The 19,610-nt window shown below is 34.5% G+C and carries 21 protein-coding genes and 1 tRNA gene; 13 read left to right on the top strand and 9 right to left on the bottom strand.

Annotated features, from left to right (window positions below):
* Positions 1-3: 3 nt before the first annotated feature.
* The 5 genes from Q0358_RS02855 to Q0358_RS02835 form a co-directional block, all read right to left on the bottom strand.
* Complete coding sequence (locus tag Q0358_RS02855; RefSeq protein ID WP_299546825.1) at positions 4-810, bottom strand: FtsX-like permease family protein; 807 nt, start codon at positions 808-810, stop codon at positions 4-6.
* Entirely contained in the window at positions 797-1,465 is a 669-nt protein-coding gene (locus tag Q0358_RS02850) for an ABC transporter ATP-binding protein (protein WP_299546822.1), read from the bottom strand. The genes Q0358_RS02855 and Q0358_RS02850 overlap by 14 nt, the downstream gene beginning before the upstream one ends.
* Positions 1,462-2,757 (bottom strand): tRNA (guanosine(46)-N7)-methyltransferase TrmB, encoded by a 1,296-nt coding sequence (gene trmB, locus Q0358_RS02845; RefSeq protein WP_299546819.1) that lies wholly within the window; start codon positions 2,755-2,757, stop codon positions 1,462-1,464. The genes Q0358_RS02850 and trmB overlap by 4 nt, the downstream gene beginning before the upstream one ends.
* Positions 2,699-3,940 (bottom strand): hypothetical protein, encoded by a 1,242-nt coding sequence (locus Q0358_RS02840; protein ID WP_299546816.1) that lies wholly within the window; start codon positions 3,938-3,940, stop codon positions 2,699-2,701. The genes trmB and Q0358_RS02840 overlap by 59 nt, the downstream gene beginning before the upstream one ends.
* A 64-nt stretch (positions 3,941-4,004) precedes the next feature.
* Complete coding sequence (locus Q0358_RS02835) at positions 4,005-5,069, bottom strand: RluA family pseudouridine synthase (RefSeq protein WP_299546813.1); 1,065 nt, start codon at positions 5,067-5,069, stop codon at positions 4,005-4,007.
* A 53-nt stretch (positions 5,070-5,122) separates the two neighbouring features.
* Between Q0358_RS02835 and Q0358_RS02830 the strand changes: the two genes are divergently transcribed.
* From Q0358_RS02830 to Q0358_RS02790, 9 genes are all read left to right on the top strand, one after another.
* Positions 5,123-6,238 (top strand): FtsW/RodA/SpoVE family cell cycle protein, encoded by a 1,116-nt coding sequence (locus Q0358_RS02830; RefSeq protein WP_299546808.1) that lies wholly within the window; start codon positions 5,123-5,125, stop codon positions 6,236-6,238.
* A tRNA-Ile gene (locus Q0358_RS02825) sits at positions 6,229-6,305 on the top strand. Before Q0358_RS02830 ends, Q0358_RS02825 begins: the two co-directional genes overlap by 10 nt.
* Positions 6,306-6,345: 40 nt before the next feature.
* A complete protein-coding gene (locus Q0358_RS02820) occupies positions 6,346-6,573 on the top strand; it encodes a cation transporter (RefSeq protein ID WP_299546806.1) in 228 nt (75 codons plus the stop codon).
* Between the two features lie 11 nt (positions 6,574-6,584).
* On the top strand, positions 6,585-7,418 hold the full coding sequence (locus Q0358_RS02815) for a TerB family tellurite resistance protein (RefSeq protein WP_299546804.1): 834 nt from the start codon (positions 6,585-6,587) through the stop codon (positions 7,416-7,418).
* Positions 7,405-9,399 (top strand): invasion protein CiaB, encoded by a 1,995-nt coding sequence (ciaB, locus tag Q0358_RS02810; protein ID WP_299546802.1) that lies wholly within the window; start codon positions 7,405-7,407, stop codon positions 9,397-9,399. The genes Q0358_RS02815 and ciaB overlap by 14 nt, the downstream gene beginning before the upstream one ends.
* Positions 9,374-10,204 (top strand): protein-glutamate O-methyltransferase CheR, encoded by an 831-nt coding sequence (locus tag Q0358_RS02805; protein WP_299546800.1) that lies wholly within the window; start codon positions 9,374-9,376, stop codon positions 10,202-10,204. Before ciaB ends, Q0358_RS02805 begins: the two co-directional genes overlap by 26 nt.
* Position 10,205: 1 nt before the next feature.
* Positions 10,206-10,865 (top strand): CheB methylesterase domain-containing protein, encoded by a 660-nt coding sequence (locus Q0358_RS02800; protein ID WP_299546798.1) that lies wholly within the window; start codon positions 10,206-10,208, stop codon positions 10,863-10,865.
* Positions 10,865-11,455, top strand: a complete 591-nt coding sequence (locus tag Q0358_RS02795) for a YigZ family protein (protein ID WP_299546796.1) — start codon at positions 10,865-10,867, stop codon at positions 11,453-11,455. The genes Q0358_RS02800 and Q0358_RS02795 overlap by 1 nt, the downstream gene beginning before the upstream one ends.
* Positions 11,456-11,495: 40 nt before the next feature.
* Positions 11,496-12,236 carry a hypothetical protein gene (locus tag Q0358_RS02790; RefSeq protein ID WP_299546794.1) on the top strand — a complete coding sequence of 247 codons (741 nt, stop codon included), beginning with the start codon at positions 11,496-11,498 and terminating at the stop codon, positions 12,234-12,236.
* On the opposite strand, the gene murI is transcribed toward Q0358_RS02790, so the two are convergent.
* From murI to Q0358_RS02770, 4 genes are all read right to left on the bottom strand, one after another.
* Complete coding sequence (murI, locus tag Q0358_RS02785; RefSeq protein ID WP_299546792.1) at positions 12,233-13,003, bottom strand: glutamate racemase; 771 nt, start codon at positions 13,001-13,003, stop codon at positions 12,233-12,235. The two genes, Q0358_RS02790 and murI, sit on opposite strands and share 4 nt — an antisense overlap.
* A complete protein-coding gene (rho, locus tag Q0358_RS02780; RefSeq protein ID WP_299546790.1) occupies positions 12,984-14,309 on the bottom strand; it encodes a transcription termination factor Rho in 1,326 nt (441 codons plus the stop codon). Before rho ends, murI begins: the two co-directional genes overlap by 20 nt.
* Before the next feature lie 186 nt (positions 14,310-14,495).
* The gene (locus Q0358_RS02775; RefSeq protein ID WP_299546788.1) at positions 14,496-15,122 is read right to left on the bottom strand and encodes a LysE family translocator; all 627 of its coding nucleotides are present in this window, start codon (positions 15,120-15,122) and stop codon (positions 14,496-14,498) included.
* Positions 15,123-15,131: 9 nt separating this feature from the next.
* Positions 15,132-16,055, bottom strand: coding sequence for an aspartate carbamoyltransferase catalytic subunit (locus Q0358_RS02770; protein WP_299546786.1), 924 nt, complete (start codon positions 16,053-16,055; stop codon positions 15,132-15,134).
* A 113-nt stretch (positions 16,056-16,168) separates the two neighbouring features.
* On the opposite strand from Q0358_RS02770, the gene Q0358_RS02765 reads away from it, so the two are divergent.
* Genes Q0358_RS02765 through Q0358_RS02750 form a run of 4 tightly spaced genes read left to right on the top strand, consistent with a single transcriptional unit; the run spans position 16,169 to position 19,609 of the window.
* Positions 16,169-17,491, top strand: coding sequence for a UDP-glucose/GDP-mannose dehydrogenase family protein (locus Q0358_RS02765; RefSeq protein WP_299546784.1), 1,323 nt, complete (start codon positions 16,169-16,171; stop codon positions 17,489-17,491).
* Positions 17,492-18,022, top strand: coding sequence for a hypothetical protein (locus Q0358_RS02760; RefSeq protein ID WP_299546782.1), 531 nt, complete (start codon positions 17,492-17,494; stop codon positions 18,020-18,022).
* Complete coding sequence (locus Q0358_RS02755; RefSeq protein ID WP_299546780.1) at positions 18,022-18,789, top strand: TlyA family RNA methyltransferase; 768 nt, start codon at positions 18,022-18,024, stop codon at positions 18,787-18,789. The genes Q0358_RS02760 and Q0358_RS02755 overlap by 1 nt, the downstream gene beginning before the upstream one ends.
* Positions 18,743-19,609: a bifunctional riboflavin kinase/FAD synthetase gene (locus Q0358_RS02750; RefSeq protein WP_299546778.1), complete on the top strand. Its 867-nt coding sequence runs from the start codon at positions 18,743-18,745 to the stop codon at positions 19,607-19,609. The genes Q0358_RS02755 and Q0358_RS02750 overlap by 47 nt, the downstream gene beginning before the upstream one ends.
* Position 19,610 lies beyond the last annotated feature (1 nt).

Here is a 19,610-nt window from a genome sequence, read left to right as displayed (position 1 = left end):
ATCCTAGTCTTTTTGTTGTAAGCTTACAATCCATACGGAGATTAAAGAGAGTGTAAGTCCGGTGAGTAGCAAAACAATAGAATCTAAAATGGGAGAGAAAATCTCTGGATTTAACCCTAATTCTTGAAAGAAGATTAACAAAGAGGGATTTTGAGAAATATAAAATAAGCCCCCCGCAACAATGAGAGTTGCTAGGATTGCATCTATGCAGGCTAGGCGAAATAACACTTGAGAACGCATCCATAAAGGCGCGCCAAAGAGTGTCATAATCTCCATACGCTCTAGGTGTTGAAATTTCCAAATTTCAATTTGTTTGAACATTAAAAGTAGGCTAATTAACGCAATTAGGCTTGAGAAAATCATAATGCTACCATTAATGATTAATAGAAGTTGATAGATTTGATTATGGCTTTTAGTGAAAGTTTCAATTCGCACGATTTCATCAAAGTTTTCTAGTGTTTTTTGGATAGCAATTAAGCGTGAATTGCTAGGATAGGTGTTTAGTGTTAAAGAATAAAAATATGGTAAGGATTTTTTAAGCAAGATAAGATTTGCTTGACTGATGTTGTTTTTTAGGCGTTCCAAGACAATTTGTGCGTCAATTTGATTTAGGGATTGCGCTTCTGTGATTTTGTCGCGTAAGGTTTGTAGGGATAATTCTTTTTTGCTGGCTAAAATGATTGCATAATTTTTCCCAAGTTTGCTTTCATAGTCGTTTAATGTGCGATTTACCAATAAAATACTCTCTAATGCAAAGAGTAAAGCAACAAGTGGAATAATTAAACTTAAGTGATTTTTAAGAGAGTTCATAAATTATCCCCTCTTCAATATGAAAATGTCTATAATTAATCCCTAATGTTTCTGGGATTCTGTGTGTTACAACAACTACGGTGATTCCTAATTGTAAATTAACTCCCCTTAAGAGATTCCATATCACCTCAGAAGAATAATCATCTAAGTTCCCTGTGGGTTCATCTGCTAGAATTAAAAGAGGATTATGTGCTAAAGCGCGCGCCATTGCCACACGCTGTTGCTCTCCACCGCTTAATTCCATTGGATATTTATTTCCTTTGTGAGAGAGTTTAATATGTGCTAAAAGCCTATCAGTTTGAGCTTGGCAGGATTCTTTAGTAAAGCCTCCTATAACCATAGGTAGCATTACATTTTTTTCTACATTAAAATCTTTAATTAGCTTATAGTCTTGAAAGATAATCCCTAAATGACGGCGCAAGATTTCTATATTTTTTTTGCTTGCCTTAAACATTTCTACGCCACATACTTCAAGCGAACCACTTTTTAAAGATAAATCTCCATACATTGAGCGTAAAAGTGTGCTTTTGCCACTTCCGCTAGGTCCGCTTACAAAAACAAATTCTTTAGGATAAATGCTAAAGTTTGCATTTTTGATAATGATTTCATTTTTATAGCCTAGGTTGATATTACTTGCTTGAATAATAGGATTCATAAGGATTCCTTAAAACTTTCAGTAATGCACGCATTTAAAAGATTGTGCGCTTTGTGATTGATTGTTGTTGGTAAAGGATTGTTTTTAAAATAATATAAATTAGAATCTTGTAAAACATAGCGTGTTTCTGGGTAGTTAAAATCTCCAAAAGCAACGCGCAATAGGCTGTTCTTTCTACCAAAAAATAAGTCTTCAAGATGTAAAAAGTAATTGTTTTGGATTATTTTTTTAGCATTAAAATGCCTTGGTAAAAGCGTAGAATCAAACGAAAAATTAAAATCTAGCATTTGATCTTTAGAGGTCTGAAGCGCAAAACATTCAAGATTGTAAATGTCTTTTTCTTCTCTTAGCCATCTTGCTTCATATTTGCTTACAATAGCTTCTTGTGTATTGATAAATGATTCTGTTTGAAAAGAATCTTTAAATTTTTGCATTAAATCTTCTGCAAAAGTGAAGTATTCTAAGCTATCGGTGCGTAATTGTAAATGCCCATTTTGCTTTAAGACTCTAGCGCATTGCGCAACAAAGGATTGGCTAAAGATTCTACGATGTGGCTTTTTATCCCAAGGGACTGGGAAATGCACAAAGATTTTATGAAGTGTATTTGAGGGGAGCAGTTCTAAAAAAATGCGCGCATCAAATGCGAGAATTAGGAGATTATCCAAATTTTGGATTCCAACTTGGCGTGCAACTTGTTCTAATGACGGGTAGTGGATTTCAAGTCCGATATGCAGGATGTTAGGATATTTCTTTGCATTATAAAGTAAATGTCTCCCACTTCCAAAACCTATTTCTAGCCAAACCTCTTTAAAGTTTTGTTTGGATTTTTCGCAAGTTTTAGCAAAGAGTGCTTGAAAGTCTAAAAAATCATTGATTTCTTTGATAAAAGGGAGTTTGTGTTCTGGGGTGATTGTGCGGCGGTTTAAATTATGCGTTAAAATAGAATCTTGCATTTGCATAAGAATTTCAAGTGCGTTTTTGATAATCTCAATAGGGGCTATGCGTGAGTATTTATCAAATCGCACAAGAGTTTCTTGCTTATTTTTTTTGATTTCTAAAAAAAAATCTTTTGTTTGGGAGTTGTTTTTAGGTGTAAAACGCACTTGCAATAGAGAGAAACTTGGGTGATTTTTAGAAGTAAAAAATTCTAAAAACTCAAACTCCCCAGCGTTATGTATGACTTTACATGGGAGATTTGGAAGTGTTAAATTTGGCGTTTTGAAATGTGGCATATTATTTTGGTAAGGATAAGGTAACTTCTTCAGAAGGTTTGGATTCCAACCCATTTTCATCAATAGCACTTACGCGATAATAATATTTTTCTCCTGCTTTTATTTCTCTATCTATAAATTCTGCAGTTAAGACTTTATTATAGCGCAAGGTTTCTCCAAAAAATAAGGAATCCTTTTTATATACAATGTATTCTTTTGCGCGATCATCAGTTGGAGTCCATCTAAGCACAACAGATCCATTTTCAATGCGCGCATAAGTAATGCTTGGTGCGCTTGGAATTGCAAGTGTTGCACCAGTAATGGGACTGCTTTCAAGACTATCAATCCCATCTTTATCTGTAGCGATGATTTTGTATTGATAACGCTCCCCATCTTTATTGATGACATCTTGGTAAATGTTTGTATTGCTAGGGATTGTAGCAATAGTGCTAAATAAGCTAGAAATAAAAGAAGAGCGCAAAATCTTATAAGAAACAACTTCTTGATTTGGGTGTAAATCCCAGCTTAGAGTGATTTGTTTTGGCTTGTCAAGTGTGGCTTGAAAACCAGTGATAGGCACAGGCTTTGGCTTAGTTGTGGCACTAACAGGAGAAGATGGGATAGACAAAGAATTTTTTGCATTATAAGCTAAAACTTGATAAGTATAAGTTGTTTCATCTTCTAGCTTTGTGTCTAAAAATTCTACAAGTAAGCGACTTTTTATATTGCCAACTTCTTTCCATTCTCCATTTTTATCTTTGCGCTGCACAATATAGCCTACAACGCGTGGATCTTGGTGCGGACTCCAAATAATTTTTACTTTGCGTGGATAGTTGCTAATCGCTTCTGCATAGGTTACTGCTGCAATAGAAAGTGTTGTTGCACTTACTGCTGGAGAATAAGAAGAAACATTGTGGTCTTTATCAAATGTTGTAAAGTGATAAATGTATGTTGTGCCTGCTTTTAGATCATTATCTGCATAATGTGTGTTAAAGCGTGATTCTAGTGTTGCAATCTTTTTAAAATCTGTTTGGTTGGCTTCTTTGCGATAAATATAATATCCCATTACGCTTGGATCTTGCACGAGTTTCCATTCAAAAGCAATAGTATTAACATCACTTAAAGCTCTAATATCACTTGGCGGGTTAATGTTGTTATTAATTGTTGAGTTTGTGTTAAAAACCGCGCTACTACAACCGCTAAAAAACAAAAACAATAAGCCCAAGATTCCGCTTAAAACATTTAAAAAAGATCTTTTGTGCATCATAAATCCTGTGAGTTTTGGGTTTAAAGGTGTCAATTTTAGCATAAAATATAAAAAAATTGCATTAAATTGCGTGAAATTCTTGTTTGTAAATTTGTGAGAGTGGGATTTCAAAAAGGTTTGGATTTTTTGGATTTTGATAGATTGATAAATTAAAATGTGTATGGAGAAATTCTTGCATATCTTGTGGGATAGGTGCATAAAACTCCAAAGGTTTTTGTGTTTTTGGATGTAAAAGATGTAAAAAATGTGCGTGAAGCAGGATTCTGCCTGTGTAATTTCCCTTGTAACCATAAAATCCATCACCTAAAATTTGGCGATTCATTGCGTTTAAATGCACGCGGATTTGGTGGGTTCTGCCTGTAAAAAGCTTCGCTCCTATTAAAGTTGGAATCTCTTTTGGTGGGTTCTTGCTAGAAAAGTTGGAATCTAAAAAAGTTGGGATAGCAAAAAAGGCTGTTTTGGCGGTTTTTGCATTGGGGTGATTTGCAGATGTGGTAATATATTTTAAGCGATGTTTTGGGTGTCGCATTATAGGGGTTTGTGTGATTTGAGATTCCTTTAAAGGTTGATTTATCACACAAAGATAGTAGCGCCCCATTTCTCTAGTTTTAATTTGCGCGCTTAAGTGTTCGTGTGTGGCGTTGTTTTTGGCAATGACAATTGCGCCACTTGTATTTTTATCAAGTCTATGCACGATACCTAAACGATAAGAATCGCCAAGATTTGAGAGTGCAAATCCTTTATGTTTTAAATAATCTACAAGAGTAAATTGTGTGTCCTTTTCATCGGTTCTATGCACAATTAAATTTGCAGGTTTGTTTAGGATTAAAAGGTCAGAATCTTCGTATAAAATAGGGATATTTAGGTTTTTAAAATGTTCTAAGTTGGAATCCTTTTTGGATTCTAATTTAGAAATTAGCGTAAGAGTGTCGTTGGTGTCTAATAGGATTCCGTATTTTTTAATAGGCTTGGAGTTTAAAAGAATTCTTTGAGTTTCTATGAGATTTTGAGCTTTGGAGCGTGAGATATTTAAGGTTTGAGAGAGAAAAATATCAGCACGGACCCCTTTGTTTGAGATTGTAAAAGTTTTTAAATTTTGTGGATTTTGACTAAAATCTTGTTGCATAGGTGTTTCTTTGTGTTAAAATTCTAAAATATTTTCAAAATTAAGGTTTATTTTTGTTTGGCTTTAACCGCAAGATTCTAGCATATTTTGATTTTACACTCCCTTTATTAGTTGCTCCTATTATTTTGCTTTCTTGGTATCTAATCAATGAAAATAATGTATTTTTGGGCAATAAAGTATTGATTTATGTTTTTGTGGGATTATTAGTTTTTGTTACCGTGTTTTTAATACCTGTGCGTAAAATGTCGGTGTTGATTATCGGGTTTTACTGGATAAACATTTTGTTGCTTGTGGCAGTAGAGCTCTTTGGGGATACGCGTTTGGGAGCACAAAGATGGCTTGAAATTCCTTTTGTGCATTTTACTTTTCAGCCTTCAGAGACGATGAAGCCTGCACTCATTTTAATGATGGCATATTTAATAAACAAAAACCCACCTAAAAAAAATGGTTATAAATTGCTAGATTTTTTAAAGCTTTCTTTTTTTGTGTTGTTGCCCTTTGTGCTTGTGCTAAAGCAACCAGATTTAGGGACAGCTTTAGTGTTATTGTTAATGAGTTTTGGGATGCTGTTTTTAATTGGTGTGAATTATAAAATTTGGCTCACCTTGCTTGTGGGAATGATGTTTTTATCTCCTATTTTATATGCAAATTTACATGATTATCAAAAAAAGCGGATTATGGATTTTGTGTTAAAAGATCCAGATTATCAAGTCAAACAATCTATTATCGCCATTGGCTCTGGTGGGCTATATGGTAAAGAGAAAGAAGAAGCAACACAAGCAGCGTATAAGTTTTTGCCTATTGCAACAAGTGATTTTATTTTTCCTTATTTTGTGGAGAGATTTGGTTTTATGGGAGTTGTTGGACTTTTTATTCTTTATGGTGCATTGATTTTTCATATTTTTTCAATGAGTAAAACAGATGAAAAAGATTATTTTTTGAAGGTTGTATCTTATTGTGTTGGATTGCTTGTGTTTATTTATTCAGGTGTAAATATTGCAATGACGATTGGTTTAGCTCCTGTAGTTGGGATTCCATTGCCTTTATTTAGTTATGGTGGGAGCAGTTTTATTACTTTTGTGATTTTATTTGCTATCCTTGAAAACCTGCTTGCCTTTAGATATAAATTTGTGTATAATCACAGTTCTTTTTTAAAAAGGGGCCCTTAGCTCAGCTGGTTAGAGCACTCGGCTCATAACCGATTGGTCATAGGTTCAAGTCCTATAGGGCCCACCACTTACAACTTTAATTAATGATAAATTATGGGAATCCAAAAATGCAAAGAATTCAATGTCAAAATATCAAATGCGAAGGCTGTGTTAAAAAAATCAATGATGCGCTTTTGGAAAAGTATCCAAGTTTGCGCGTGGATATTGCAACACAAAGTGTAGAAGTTAAAGCAAATGAGAATGAGTTAAATGCAATTAAGATGAAACTACAAGAGCTAGGGTTTTTAGCGACTGGTGGGATTTTTAATAAATTCAAGGGCTTTTTTAGCAAATAAGGTGGCAATAGATGGAGATTTTACTGCTTGTTACAATTGTTATTATAGCGATTGCATTTATTAATTTTAAAGATTATTTAAATCACCCGCATAAACGACCTCGGATTGATTCTCAAGGCGACTTTGAAGAGTTTGATCAATACAAAAACCCTTACAAAGATCAACAACAACCAGAAGAATTAAGTCGTGAAGAAAAGATCCGCAATAGTGAATATGGACTTATTGTAGGATTGCTTGCAAAGCTTGCACAAAGTGATGGAAAAGTGTGTGAGCTAGAATCTGAACTTATGGAAAATACCATCATTGATATTAGCAATGCATTGTTGTTACAAAGTGCAATGTATCAAAAAGAAGAGATTTTAGAGATTTTACATAAGATTTTTAAGGATACAACACAGAGTGTAGAAGAATTAACGATGCGTTACGCTGAACGCACAAAAGGGCAGTATAAAAGCCGTTTAAAACTTGTGGATTATTTGCTATCTCTTGCGTATGCTGATGGAGAATTAGGAGAGAATGAGCGTGAGATTATTTTAGATGTGGCGGCATATTTAGAGATTGAAAATGACGATTTTAACGCGCTTTATGATGCTTATGAAAAATTTTATACAAGCAACGCACAGACAAAAAGTCTGCAAGAATCTTATGCGATCTTAGGTGTTAGCAAGGAAGATTCTATGGAGCAAATTAAAAGTGCTTATAAAAAACTAGTTAGAGAATATCATCCAGATATTTTGCACCATAAAGGCTTGGATGAGTCTATTATTGAAAAATATACAGAGAAATTACAAGAAATTAATGCCGCTTATGAAGCTATAAAAGCAGATAAAAATGCAGAAAAATAATACAATGCAAAAGAGAATCTTAAGCGATATTGTTGTGCTATATTGCTATTTGGAATCTCAAAATAAAAGCATAAATGCGCTTTATGAAAATATGGAATCTAAAGCAGCCAATAGGCTTTTAGAACCTATTTTTAAAAGGATTTCTGATGATACAGAAACGCGTTTTGCTTGTATAGAGCGTATTGTTGGATTAAAAGAAGGTGCATTGTTAAATATTTTGCAAAAATTAAATATAGATGATGAAGAAATTTTAGAAATTCGTGCGATACTTTTAGAGATTACACGTGATTTTTATATGCAAAAACACGAAAATCTTTTAGAGTTTTTGAAGGAAAAAAGTCTTTTAACTCCCTTTTGGCGTGCGCTTTTAGAATCTATCCATAAAATTGGAATCGCATTTAATGCTTTTTTCTTTGCGTGGCAAAAAGAATTGATTTTAGGAATTAATAAGGAATTAAATACGCGTTTTAAAGGTGATTATAATGCAATTTTACAAGCAATAGAGCCTAGCATTGAGTGTTGTAAGAAAGATTTTGCTAGCAAGGGCGGTTTTAGCACAGAAGGCGAGATGAGTGATCGGAGTTATTCTGTGCCTGTATTTAAGGATTCTATTTATCAAGCAGTGGCGTATGCGGAGTTTTTTGAAAAAGAATTTAAGGGTTTAAATCAAGCATTTAATGAGAGTTTGGAATCCTTAGAGAAACTAGAAGAAATTTATCCGCCTTTAGAGCAAAAAGATGCGCATATTACGTATTTGAAAACATTGCAAAATGCACTAATGCAAAAGGATTCTACACTTTTATTGGAATCTTGGAGACTTGTAGATAAAGCGTGGATGCAAATTTCTACTCCTTTACAAATTGGACATCCTTTAGAATATTATGAAGATCATTTCAGAAAGGCAGTTGCACCAGAGTGGGATTTAAGGATAGCTAGAATTTATAATGGAGTAGATTTGTTAGAGCCTAGTGCGAATATGGATTTTAAAATTTCTAAAGAATCAATGTTTGAATTTTATGCACAATATGGCAAAAAATTTAAAAAGACTTCTTATAAAGATTCTATTGATAGTTGCGTGCAAGAAGCTCTTAGAAAAACTCAAAGTTATGGTGGAATGCCACTAATGTTTTATGGGGCAGAGTTAAATGGACTTTTTAGTGCGCAAGTTGTGCCAAATGATGAAAAAGTAAGTGCAAAATACGGCAAAAAGATTTTTTATTTTCCAGATAGAGTGCGTGAGATTTCTTTGTCAAAGCCTTTTATGTTGCTTTCTAGTAAGACTTTTTCAAAGGATTTTTTGGATTTTAATAGAGAATTGCTATTTTTTAGAAAGCAAGATTGGTATAAAGTCTATGAAATTTCTACTATAGGACACGAGTTTGGGCATATTTTGTGGGTGGATTTAGATAGTGAATTGCAGATGAATATTAGTGGGCAGTTCAAAAATATAGAAGAATTTAAAGCAACAATGGGTGGATTGGCGTATTATTTTACAAGAGAAAATAAGCCACTTTTAAAGGAATTGATTTTTAATACAATTGCGCGTGCAGTGGGCTTGATTGCGTGGATGGAAGAAGATGAAGTGTTGCCATATTATTGTGAAGGGCTTATTCACTTGCAAGTACTTTTTGACGCTGAAGTTTTGCGCTATAAAGGAGACTTTGAGAGTGTTGCTTTAGAAGTTGCTTTTAATGATACAACTCTAAAAGCTTTGGAGAAAAGATATTTAGAAGCCTATAATCAGTTGATTGAGATTTATCTAAACAAGCAAGATGCAGACTTGTTTTTAAGGCATTATGCACAAAAAGATTCTAAAGGAAATTACAAGCCAAAGGATTCTAAAATTCTAGCATTCGTTGAAGATTATTACGCAAAATATAAAGAAATTGGACAAGTGCAAGATTGTTTAACGCCACAATCTTGGCAAGAAACATATAAACAAACAAAGGGGGAATATGCCACCGCTAATCCAGCAAGATGATATTAATCAAGCGCGAGATCTTATTTATAAAATTGCTGGAATCTATATGCCAGCAAATAAAGATTCTACAATAAAAAATCGCCTTGATAAACTTTCACGTGATCTTAATATTGAAGATTATCCAACATTTTTTTTAGCACTTAAGCGTGGGCAATTCAAACAAGATTTTATTAATGCTTTTACGACAAATAAAACGGATTTTTTTAGAGAAGGATTTCATTTTAAAGATATGATAGATAGAATTTTGCCCCAACGTTTGCAAGATAACGAACCCTTTAAGGTATTTTGTTCGGCAAGTTCAACGGGTGAAGAGCCTTATTCTATTGCCGCAACTTTGCTATTTGCAAAAGAAATTTATAAATCTCATACGCAAGTTAGTGTGCAAGCTATAGATATTGATACTTCCGTGCTTGAAGTGGCAAGAAATGGGAAATATATTGTAGATACGCGTTTAAATCCTTTGCCAACTTGGTTGGAATTAAAAGAGTATTTTGAGATTGATAGACTTAATGAGCGTGAAGTTAGTATGCAAGCAAAAGAGAATTTAAAAAGAATTCTAACTTTTAAGCAACACAATCTTTATGCGCCAAGTTATCCCTTTGGAGCTAGAGAATTTGATGTGATTTTTTGTCGGAATGTGTTGATTTATTTTAAAGTAGAAGATCAAGAGCAAATTTTGCACAAGTTATTTTCGCATTTAAAGCTTGGTGGAACGCTGTATTTAGGGCATAGTGAAAGCATATTAGGGCTTGCTCCAAAAGTAGATAGACTTGGACAGAATATCTTTGTGAAGGTGGCTGAATAGGGTGTTGAAAGTAAATTTAAGTGAAAAATACCATCCAGATAAGCTTCTAAAATCTACTCCTTTTAAAGGAGAATCCAAGCGTATTATCGCAATTGGAGCAAGCACCGGCGGTGTAGATGCGATTGCAAAGATTTTAAAGCAACTTCCGCGCGATTTACCACCTATTATTATTACACAGCATATTCCTAGCGGTTTTTCTACTTCTTTTGCAAAGCGTTTAAATGCAAATTCTGAAATAGATGTTTTTGAGGTTAAAGATAGAATTCTTTTACAAAATTCTTGTGCGTATTTAGCACCGGGTGGTTTGCATTTAATACTAGATAAGCAAGGAAATGATTATTATGCAAGAGCGCAAGATGGAATCCGAATTTCACGCCATTGCCCAAGTGTTGATGTGATGTTTAGAAGTTTAAATAATGTTGCTGGAAGATCAGCATTAGCAATTATTCTAACAGGAATGGGTGATGATGGAAGTATAGGTATTAAGGAGCTTTATGATAATGGGGCTTATACAATCGCACAAGATGAAGAGAGTTGTGTTGTTTTTGGTATGCCAAAACAAGCAATTGCAAAGGGCGCAATTTGTGAGATTGTGGGGTTGGATTTTATTTATAAAAAAATTATTGCTTATGCAAATGGAGAGCTTAAGCGTAAGAGTTGATGGAAGATTTATATTGTCCTTTAGAAATTGTAGAATCTATCTTTGAGATAAAAGGCTCAACCTTTATTTCTTATGTGATTCCAAAAATGCAAAGAGAAAATTGGAATCTAAAAATGCGCCAAAAACATCCAAAGGCAGTGCATTTTGTAACAGCTTCGCGCTGTTTTAATAGTGAAGGGCAAATTGAAGAGAGTTTTAGCGATGATGGAGAGCCAAAGGGAACTTCTGGAATGCCTACACTTAAGGTTTTAAGAGGGTATGGATTAATTGAATGTGGCTTGCTGACAATCCGCTATTTTGGAGGCACACTTCTTGGCACAGGAGGACTTGTGCGTGCTTATACGCAAGGCGCAAAAGATGCTGTATTAGCAGCAAGAGATTTAAAGAAGCTTGCATTGTATATCCCTAAAAAAAGCGCAGAAATTTTAATAAATTTCACTCTTTTTACGCAGGTGAAATATTTAGCAAAAAAAATTGGAATCCAAATTGTTAAAAAAGAGTTTTTAAGTGATGGAGTGCGTTTAGAAGTGGAAGCAAAAACGGAAGATTTGGAAAGATTTTTGCAACAAATTAAAGAGTTGCAATATTGATATTTTCTAATGATTTATAAATTTTTGATAAACTAAAAAAATGAAAGTGTTTTGGATTTTTGTTTTATCTTTTTCTTTGTGTTTAGCAAAAGATTCCTCGCCTATAAAGCTTAAAAGTGATATTGCACAATATTTAAAGCTAGATATTAAAAGAAAGAATCCTTTTGAAAAGTTTCAGCCATTAGGAGATCGTTTTGGTGTTCCTTTGCCTTCTTTGAGTAGCGATGAAGTTGTTGTTAATGATTTTAAAGTTAAAAAACAATCTGCTTCTAGTGGAGATTTTGATTTTGAAACGGAACATCTTTTTAATGAATATATTGTGAGTGCTGGATTTAATAAGGTTTCAACACTGCTTGATGATTATATTAAAGAAACGCTAAAAAAAAGCGATAAAGGTGATATTATCAATCTTGAAATTCATCTTGATGGTGTGGCAACTCAAAATAAAAGTGAGATAGGGGGTGATGTAAATCTTGCATACCGTGTGCATAAAGATAAAATCAATACCTTAGAATTGTTAGGTGGAATCAATCGTGATCCAGCAACACAAATGTGGAGTGGAAGCTATGGGGCAAAACATAAAATTCAACATGAATCACTAAAAAAACTCTATTTTGAGCAGAGTTTAGTCCAAAATGATGATTTAATTGATGACCGCACTTGGAAATATGGCGTGGGATATTCTCCTTTTAATAATTTTACAACTTATGTTGAGCGTGAAAATCATAAGGAAGGTGATGATAGCACAAATGCTGGAATTAAATATAAAATTACTTTTTAAAGCCAAAGGTTAGCGATTCTTTCCAAGTCTTCTACTGCATCACTTGCATAAAATTTGACTTTTGGTATCTCTTTAAAGGTTTGTAGCGTGTAGAAATTGTGTAAATATTGCATAATTGCTTCACCTGAGTGAATCAATAAAGGCTTGTTGGGGTAGAAGTTTGCAATAGAGTTTGCAAGAAGTGGAAAATGTGTGCAGCCTAAAATAATTGCATCAGGAATACTTGGATATTGTTTAAAATAATGCGCAATGGTGGAATCTAAAATTTCTCCTTTAAAGATCCCCTCTTCAACAAGTGGAACAAAAAGGCTTGTAGCAAGCCCAAAGGTGTTTAAATATCCCTTTTCTTTAAGGAGCTTACTATAAAGATTGCTACAAATTGTGGCTTTTGTGCCTAGGATTAGAATCTTTGCATTTTTATCTTGAAGTGCATTTTCTAAGGCTAGGATTCCGGGTTCAATCACGCCAACAACAGGATAAGGGGCAACTTTTTGCATTGCATTTAAACCATAAGCACTAGCAGTATTACAAGCAACAATGAGCAAATCAAGATGAAAAGGAGCGAAAAATTCAAGGGCTTCTAGGGAATATTGTTTGATGGTTTCTTTGCTTTTAACCCCATAAGGCACACGCGCCGTATCCCCATAATAAATAATTTCTTTAAAATTTTTAGATGAGATTAGATTTTTTAAAACGCTAATCCCGCCCGCTCCACTATCAAAAACACCGATTTTTTGCGGGATTATTCTAGTCTTTTGCGCCATCATTCATCATATTTAAAAACTCTTCATTATCCTTGCTCTTTTGCATTTGTGAGTAAAGAAATGTAAGGGCGTCAATTTCATTGTTCATTTGATGGATTGCATTGCGCAATACCCAAACTTTTTGAAGTTTATCTTGTCCTAGAAGTAATTCTTCTTTGCGTGTGCCACTTTTTAAAATATCCATTGCAGGGTAGATTCTACGCTCTGCAATATTTCTAGCAAGCACAATTTCACTATTGCCTGTGCCTTTAAATTCTTCAAAAATCACTTCATCCATTCTTGAGCCTGTTTCAATAAGGGCAGTTGCGATAATTGTTAAACTGCCCCCCTGTTCAATGTTTCTTGCTGCTCCAAAAAAGCGTTTTGGTTTATGTAAGGCATTTGCATCAACCCCACCACTTAGGACCTTACCACTACTTGGAGTAGCAGTATTATAAGCTCTTGCAAGACGCGTAATGGAATCTAGTAAAATTACAACATCTTTGCCCATTTCCACCATTCTTTTTGCTTTTTCAACAACAAGTTCAGCTACGCGTGTGTGATTGCTTGCTGGCATATCAAAAGTAGAGCTATACACTTCACCTTTAACGCTGCGCTCCATATCTGTAACTTCTTCTGGGCGTTCATCAACAAGTAAAACAATAAGCTCAACTTCAGGGTGATTTTTAGTGATTCCATAAGCTAACTCTTTCATCAGTTCTGTTTTACCGGTTCGTGGTGGTGCAACAATAAGTGCGCGCTGTCCTTTTCCAATAGGAGCAAATAAATCTAGCATTCTACCTGTGATTTTAAAGCTATTGTATTCTAGTTTGATTTGTTCTGTTGGGAAAAGTGGAGTTAGATTGTCAAAAAGAGGACGACTTTTCATTTCATCTGGGGATTGATAGTTGATTGCTTCAACTTTCAAAAGCGCATAATATCTCTCTTGATCTTTAGGGCTTCTTACTTGCCCTGTTACAATATCCCCATTTCTTAGTGCAAAACGGCGGATTTGCGTGCTGCTAACATAAGCATCATTTTGTGAGCCAGAAAAGTTTTCATCAATAGCTCTTAAAAATCCATATCCCTCACTTGTGATTTCTAAGATCCCTGTAAATAGAATAAATCCGCCTTTGCTTACCTGTGTTTTTAAGATTTCAAAAATCAAATCTTGGCGTAAAAATTCTTGAGGGTTTTCAATACCAAGAGAAATAGCAATTTCTGCAAGTTTATTGATAGGTTTTGCGCGTAACTCCTCAATAGTGTGCCCTTCAACAGGCGTGTGTGTGCGCACTTTGTATTCTTTTTTGTTTGCGTTTTGTTCGCTCATTTTTTACCTTAAGAGAAATTTAGAGATGTCTTGCAAAAACAAGATAGAAACTACAAAAATTGGAGGTTTGTTGTATGCAGTTGAGTCCTTGTGTGATTTAGCAAGTCAATCTTTAATGAAGATGCGAAATTTTAGTCTAAAAGCCCTTGCTTGTCAAGATTTTATGTGATTTTCTTACAAATCTTATTAATTTATGAGTTGATTATAGCTTTCTGTAAGTAAGAAAAATGCGAAGAATAAAAATAAGATTCCACAAATTTTATCAATTTTGTTAAATAAAGAATCATTGATGAATTTTTTAAAAAACACTGCAAGTAAAATTATCAGAATAAAAGCACTTATTAAGCTAGAAAGCAAAACAGATAAACTTAAAAGAAGATGCTGTTGCATAAAGGGTGTGATAATAACTCCAAAAAACAAAATAGCTTTAGGATTTGAGAGATTTACAAAAAGTCCTTTAGGGATCAGTAAAACAAGTGATGGATTTGTTGAGGCAAATTGCGTGTTTTGAAATTGAAGTTTAGGCTTTGTTCTAAGTAGCAAAAAGGCAATATAACATAAATAGATTCCGCCTATTGCACTTAAAACTCCTTGCATAAAAGCACTGCTAAGAAAATGTGTGAGTCCAAAATATATAAGACTTAAAAAGACAAGCCAGCCCAAAAAAATCCCAAATACGCTTAAAAATCCCGCTTTTGCTCCATAGCTCAGTGTGTTTCTAAGTGTAAATAAAACATCAGGTCCGGGCGTTAAAGCACCAAGAAAGCCGATACAAAAGAGTGCAAAGAGTTCTAATGCAATTTTGGATTCCATAATAAAATCTTAGAAGTAAGGGAAGTTTTGTGGAATCTTTGTGTGATGATGCGCAATGAGTGTTTCTAGCACTGCCATTCTAATGGCAACTCCGTGTGTAACTTGCTCTAAAACCTTGCAACGCGGATCTTTTAACATAGAATCACTAATATCAATATTGCGATGCACGGGTCCTGGGTGCAATAAGATAATATTGCGATTGCCAAAGAGTTCTTTTGTAATGCAATAATCGCTTGCATAATCCTTTAAGCTTGAATAAATGGGATAATCGTGGCGTTCTGTTTGTGTGCGCAAACTCATTACAGCATCTACAGAATCAATCACTTCCTTTAAGGATAGGCAATGGCGGAGCTTGGTTTTTGGAATAAAATGCGGAGGACCAACTAAGATGACTTCCATTCCAAAACGCCCCAAAAGTTCAATATTGCTATTTGCCACACGAGAATTACGGATATCACCAACAATTGCTATTTTCTTGCCTTCTAAATTTCCCAAATGTTTGCGTAAAGTCAGTAGATCTAAAAGTGCTTGCGTTGGATGAGCGTGCGCTCCATCTCCCCCATTTACAATAGAGCAAGTTACATACTTTGAGAGAATATTAGGCACGCCAGAGTTTTTATGGCGCACAATAATCGCACTTGGTTGCATTGCATTTAAGTTGGCAGCAGTATCAAAAAGCGTTTCGCCTTTAGTTGTAGAACTCCTTGAAACATCTAAACGCACAACATTTCCCCCTAAGCGTTTAGTTGCGACTTCAAAACTTGAAAGTGTGCGTGTGGAGTTTTCAAAAAAGATTGTGATGACAATATGCCCTAAAAGTGTGTTTTTGCTGTTTAATACATTTTTGGAATCCAAATAGCTTTGAGCTAAATTTAAAATCCCTTCAACTTCTTCTTTGTTGAAATCCTTAGTTTCTAGTAAGTGGCGCGCCATTTTAAGCCTTAATTACAAAATAGTAACATTATATTTTTATTTTGCTTTAAGTTTGCTTTGTTTTTTCTCTCTAAAGAATATGCTAGAATTGCGAAAAAAATTAGGGCTGCTTGATGAATATAGTGATTGTTGGCACAGGTTATGTTGGGTTAGTTAGTGGTGCGTGTTTTGCGGATATGGGAAATTGTGTAACTTGTGTGGATATTGTAGAATCTAAAATCACACTTTTAAATGCAGGAGAGATTCCTATTTTTGAACCCGGATTAGAAGAGTTAGTGGTAAGAAACAAAGAGCAGGGAAATTTATGTTTTACCACTTCTTTAAAGGAATCTTTAAAAAAAGCAGAAGTCGTGTTTATTGCTGTTGGAACGCCTATGGGGGAAGATGGAAGCGCGGATTTGCAATATGTGCTAGAAGCTGCAAGGGAAATTGGTAGAACAATGGAATCTAAAATGCTAATTGTGGATAAATCCACAGTCCCAGTTGGCACTGCACAACGCGTTAAAGAAGCTATTAAAGAAGAGCTACAAAAGCGCAATGTTGAAATCCCCTTTAGTGTGGCTAGTAATCCGGAGTTTTTAAAAGAAGGCGATGCAATTAATGATTTTTTAAGACCTGATAGAGTGGTAATTGGGATAGAAGAGGAGTGGGCAAAAGAGATTTTAAAAGAAGTGTATGCGCCGTTTTTAAGGAGTTATGATAGACTTATTGTAATGGATATTAAAAGTGCTGAAATGACAAAATATGCTGCAAATGCAATGCTTGCTACAAAGATTAGTTTTATTAATGAGATTGCAAGGATTTGTGAAGTTGTAGGAGCTGATGTTAATCAAGTAAGAATTGGTATTGGGAGTGATAAGCGTATTGGATATAGCTTTATTTATCCGGGATGCGGATATGGGGGGAGCTGTTTTCCAAAAGATGTTAGGGCATTAGAAAAACTCGCAAAAGAGAATGGAGTGGAAGCTAAAATGCTACAAGCTACACAACAAGTCAATACTATACAAAAAAAAATCTTAGGAGAAAAGATTTTAAAGCATTTTAAAGGGGATTTAAAAGAAAAGCGCATTGGGGTTTGGGGACTTAGTTTTAAGCCCGGAACTGATGATATGCGTGAAGCAACTTCTATTGTGTTAATTAAAGAGCTTATAAAACACGGAGCAGAAGTGTGCGTGTATGATCCAAAAGCTATAGAGGAAGCAAAGAAATATTATCTTAAAGATCTTGTAAATCTTGCGTATGCAACAAACAAATATGACGCTTTAAATGCTTGTGATGCAATGGTTTTAGTAACAGAATGGAAAGAGTTTAGAAGCCCGGATTTCTTAGAAATTAAGGAGCGATTAAAAGAGGCAATTATTTTTGATGGGCGCAATCAATACAATGCAAAACGCTTAAAAGAACTTGGCTTTACTTATTATCAAATTGGAGTTTAGATGAAAAAAATCATATTTAGTGGGATTTTGTTGCTTTTTTTAGGTTGTGAGGGTGTGAAATCTGTGGTTGTTCCACAAAAGTTAGAAGAAGCTTATATTCAAGCAACAAGAAAAGCAGAGCTAATCACAGAAGAGCGAGTGCAAGTTGTGCTAATTGCTACACATTTAAATGCTTTTAGAGCAGAAGAATATTCAAAAGAACAGGGTGAAGTGTTTTTTATAGATGTTTATCAGAGTTTTCAACACGGAGTTGAGAATCCTAAAGGGTTTTTTGAAAATGGATTCCACCTAATACTTGGTAATGGTGAAACTCCAGTGAAAATTACACCTATTAAAAAAGAGCAATTACAAGGATTGATGCAAAAAAATGCTACCCCATGGGGAGAATATTATTTTGTGGAGTTTTTGCCTCAAGATAAACGCACTCAAAACTCTTTGCAGTTGCTTTTGCGTCATAAAGATTTTGGGGAGAATCGTCTAAATTTTGGCTTTAAACCTTTAAATAAGGACGCTTTAAAGGATAAGCGTTAATGATATCACAAAGCGAGAAAATAGAGATTGCAAATTTGCGCTTAGATATTGCTTGCGTGAAACTTGGGATTGCAGCTTCGCGCAATAAGGCTCAATCTTTAATAGAAAAAGGTGTAATTCTTGTCAATAAAATCCCTTGTATTAAAAGTGCTTATATGCTAGGCGTGCAAGATGAGATTACAAAGTTGGAATCCAAAATTTTTGTGAGTCGTGCTGGAGAGAAGTTAGACTGCTTTTTAAGGGCAAATCCTATTTTTGATTTTCAAGGCAAAAACGCATTGGATATAGGAGCAAGCACGGGAGGGTTTTGTGAAGTGCTATTAGAAAATGGTGTGGAATCTGTGGTGTGTGTAGATGTAGGAGAGAATCAACTCCATGGCTCATTAAAAGAAAATCCGCGTGTTAGAAGCTATGAAAAGACAGATATTAGGGAGTTTGCAAAAAGAAATAAAGAGCAATTTGAAATTGTGGTATGTGATGTGTCTTTCATAGGGATAAAAGATATTTTAGATTCTATAATCGCGCTAGCAAGCAATCAGTTAATTTTACTTTTTAAGCCGCAATTTGAAGTAGGAAGAGAAGTTAAACGCAATAAAAAGGGAGTAGTGCAAGATAAAATTGCTGTGCAAAAAGCATTAGATGGAGCGTTAGAATTGTTAGAGAAAAGTGGATTTACTCTTTTAAAATGCACAGAATCACAAATTGCAGGAAAGGAAGGAAATGTTGAGTTTTTTATCGCTTGCCAAAAACTCCAAGCTTGCAAATAGCATTACAAGTCTTGCTTTGGGTAAGTTTGATGGCTTGCATTTAGGGCATCAGGCGTTGTTTAAAGAGCTTGATGAAAAGGGTGCGATTTTATGTATTGAGCAAGACTATGGAGAGCTTTTGCCTAAAAAATACCGCGCATTTTATACGCAGTATCCGATGTTTCATATTGCATTAGATATTATTCGCGATAAAAACGATAAGGAGTTTGTGGAGTTTTTACAAAGCGTGTTGCCTAATTTAAAGCGCATTGTTGTGGGGTATGATTTTAGGTTTGGAAAGGATAGATTCTATTATCCTTTTGATTTGTCAAAAAGTTTTAAAGGTGAAGTTGTGGTAGTTAATGAAGTGAAGTATAAAAAACTCTCTGTGCATAGTGGATTGATTAAAGAACTTTTGTTAAATGGTAATGTGAAGCAAGCAAATAAGCTTTTAGGGCGATTGTATGGCATTAGAGGGGATATTATTCAAGGGCAAGGGCTTGGTAAAAAAAAGTTATACGCTACAATTAATCTTAAAAATGACGGATTCTTGTTGCCACAAGAAGGCGTGTATGCTGGGTTTATTCAGTTAGGCGGGCAAAGTATGGAATCCAAAAAATATCCAGCCGTGATTTTTATAGGAAATCGCTTAAGCACAGATAAGTCTTTTTCTATTGAGGGGCATTTGTTAGGTGTTAGTGTGGAGGTTAAAGAGAGTGAAGCGGGATTTTATTTTGCTAAAAAAATTAGAAATAATCATAAATTTGATCACTTAGATGCTTTAAAAGAACAAATTTCTAAAGATATTGAAGAAGCATATAAAATCTTAAAGGTAGAGTAAA

The sequence above is a fragment of the uncultured Helicobacter sp. genome (genome assembly GCF_937893305.1).
Lineage (GTDB): Bacteria > Campylobacterota > Campylobacteria > Campylobacterales > Helicobacteraceae > Helicobacter_D.
This window is presented reverse-complemented; position numbering and strand designations above follow the sequence as displayed.